This window comes from Epilithonimonas bovis DSM 19482, assembly GCF_900108115.1.
In the GTDB taxonomy this organism is placed as follows: domain Bacteria; phylum Bacteroidota; class Bacteroidia; order Flavobacteriales; family Weeksellaceae; genus Epilithonimonas; species Epilithonimonas bovis.
Genome location: NZ_FTPU01000082.1, coordinates 1 through 2,052 on the forward strand (window position 1 = coordinate 1; position 2,052 = coordinate 2,052).

Genomic DNA, 2,052 nt, shown 5'->3' on the forward strand with positions numbered 1-2,052 from the left:
AACTTCTTTTACCATGATTCAATATCTAAATTTTTTCGTCTTCAAGAGAAGTTTGAATAAGTTAAAAATTAATTTGTGCTAAATGCACAACAGGTTAAACAAATAATTTTGTTGCGGGTAAATTCTCCCGATTTAGAGCGTTAGTTTTCTGCATTGCCCATAAAGATTATTCATCGCCAAATACCGCTAAAAAAAGCCAATGCCTGCCACCTTAGCTAAGACTTTTCTACAGTCTTTAAATTCACTTGCATCACTAAAATTTTTAGAAATGCAGGGGGAGTACAATTAAGAGATTGGTCTAAGAAAGGATTAAAATTAGAAAGAGGGAAATAAAATTTATTTCCCTCTGTTAATTCTGGATGAGTTAATCAAATTACTAAAATTTCAAAACAAATTCCTCTTTTGGAACCCGGACTTTTTTCATGGTTGAGAGCCAGTCTTTTTCAGGATCTGCATATCCGACATACATAAGCGAAACACTTTTAAGCCCGTATTTATCCAATTCCAAGACTTTATCAACTACCTCATTGCTAAATCCTTCTGCCGGAGTGGTGTCTATTCTTAATTCGGCTGCTTGTGCCAAAGCCAGACCTAGAGCGATATACGTCTGGCGGGCTGTATGGGCAAAGTTCAGTTCCGCAGGCTGTTTGAGATAGATATCTTTGATTTTATCGGTATAGCTGTTGAACCTTCCTTTAGGTAATCCTCTCTCATCAGTTGTAAAATCATACACTTTGTCTATTCTTTCTGCGGTATATCTATCCCAGGCGGCAAATATAACCACGTGGGAACAGTCTCTCATACAATCAGGATTCAGGGCTCCTTGGGCAAGTTTTTCTTTGATCTCCTGATCTCTGACCACAATGACCTTAAATGGTTGCAGCCCTGAAGAGGTAGGAGCGAGCCGTGCAGCCTCTACTATTTTATCAATGTTTTCTTCACTAACTTTTTTTGTGGGGTTGTACGCCTTTACGGCATGTCTCCAGTGTAAATCTTCTATTAATGACATATTATCTTTATTTTGAAAGTATTATAAACAGAATGGTTATCAGGGCAGGGAGAGCTTGTACGAAGAATATCTTTTTTGAAGCCGTTAACGCTCCGAAAATACCCGCTACGGCCACACACCCAAGGAAAAATAAGCGGATATTCATGCTCCATTCGGGATCATCAATCAGAAAAGACCAGGCTAAGCCGGCTACCAGAAAGCCGTTGTAAAGTCCTTGGTTTGCTGCCAGCCCTTTTGTTGAGCCAAACAGGTTATCAGGCAATGATCCGCCGAATGTCTTTTTGCCGGCGGTTTCCCATGCGAACATTTCCATCCATACAATATATACATGCTCCAGGGCAACAAGGGTCGTCAGGGTGATTGCGATTGTCTGTATCACAGCAATTAATTATTGGAAACGGTTAATTTTACTTCTATATTCCCGCGTGTAGCATTTGAATACGGGCACACCTGATGTGCTTTTTCTGTCAGCAATTGTGCTTCTTCCAATGTCACTTCGGGAATATTGGCATGCAATTCAGCCGCCAGTCCGAAGCCTCCATTTTCTAACTGTCCGATGCTTACTTTTGCCGTTACGGTTGTTTCACCTGTATGTACTTTTGCCTGTTTTATAACGAGATTCAAAGCACTGTCAAAACAGGCGGCATAACCTGCCGCAAATAGCATTTCAGGATTGGCAAAGTCATCATTTGCTCCGCCCAGCCCCTTCGGCATACGTACTTCAAGGTCCAATATGCCGTTTTCACTTTTTACATGTCCGTTTCTGCCTCCGGTAGCGGTAGCACCGATTGTATACAAAGTTTTCATTGTTGTTTATTTAAAATTTTAGTAATTATTGTTTTTAGTTCCAAAAGTTCCTCTTCCGATATTTTCATAGATTCCAGTAAGCGACAGGTGTACATCTTCAAACTAACTTGGACATTTTGGAATAAATCCTTAAGGAGTATTTAGGGTTATAAATTTATTAATTTCTGTTGAAAATACAACTGTCACTCGTAGTGCATTATTAAATTAATTCAATTTTAAGTCTATTCATTTTTCTA

At 39.2% G+C, this 2,052-nt stretch carries 3 protein-coding genes; all 3 read right to left on the minus strand.

The genetic code is table 11. From position 1 onward, the window contains the following. Positions 1-376: 376 nt before the first annotated feature. Genes B0B05_RS16170 through B0B05_RS16180 form a run of 3 tightly spaced genes read right to left on the minus strand, consistent with a single transcriptional unit; the run spans position 377 to position 1,816 of the window. Positions 377-1,009, minus strand: coding sequence for a nitroreductase family protein (locus tag B0B05_RS16170; RefSeq protein ID WP_076784599.1), 633 nt, complete (start codon positions 1,007-1,009; stop codon positions 377-379). 7 nt (positions 1,010-1,016) lie between these two features. Then, complete coding sequence (locus B0B05_RS16175; protein WP_076784601.1) at positions 1,017-1,385, minus strand: DUF1304 domain-containing protein; 369 nt, start codon at positions 1,383-1,385, stop codon at positions 1,017-1,019. 8 nt (positions 1,386-1,393) lie between these two features. Continuing rightward, positions 1,394-1,816, minus strand: coding sequence for an organic hydroperoxide resistance protein (locus tag B0B05_RS16180; RefSeq protein ID WP_076784600.1), 423 nt, complete (start codon positions 1,814-1,816; stop codon positions 1,394-1,396). Between the last annotated feature and the right edge of the window lie 236 nt (positions 1,817-2,052).

What these genes read in the sequence shown, in the direction of transcription:
- B0B05_RS16170 (WP_076784599.1), bottom strand. Translation starts at nt 1,009, where the DNA reads ATGTCATTAATAGAAGATTTACACTGGAGACATGCCGTAAAGGCGTAC.
- B0B05_RS16180 (WP_076784600.1), bottom strand. Translation starts at nt 1,816, where the DNA reads ATGAAAACTTTGTATACAATCGGTGCTACCGCTACCGGAGGCAGAAAC.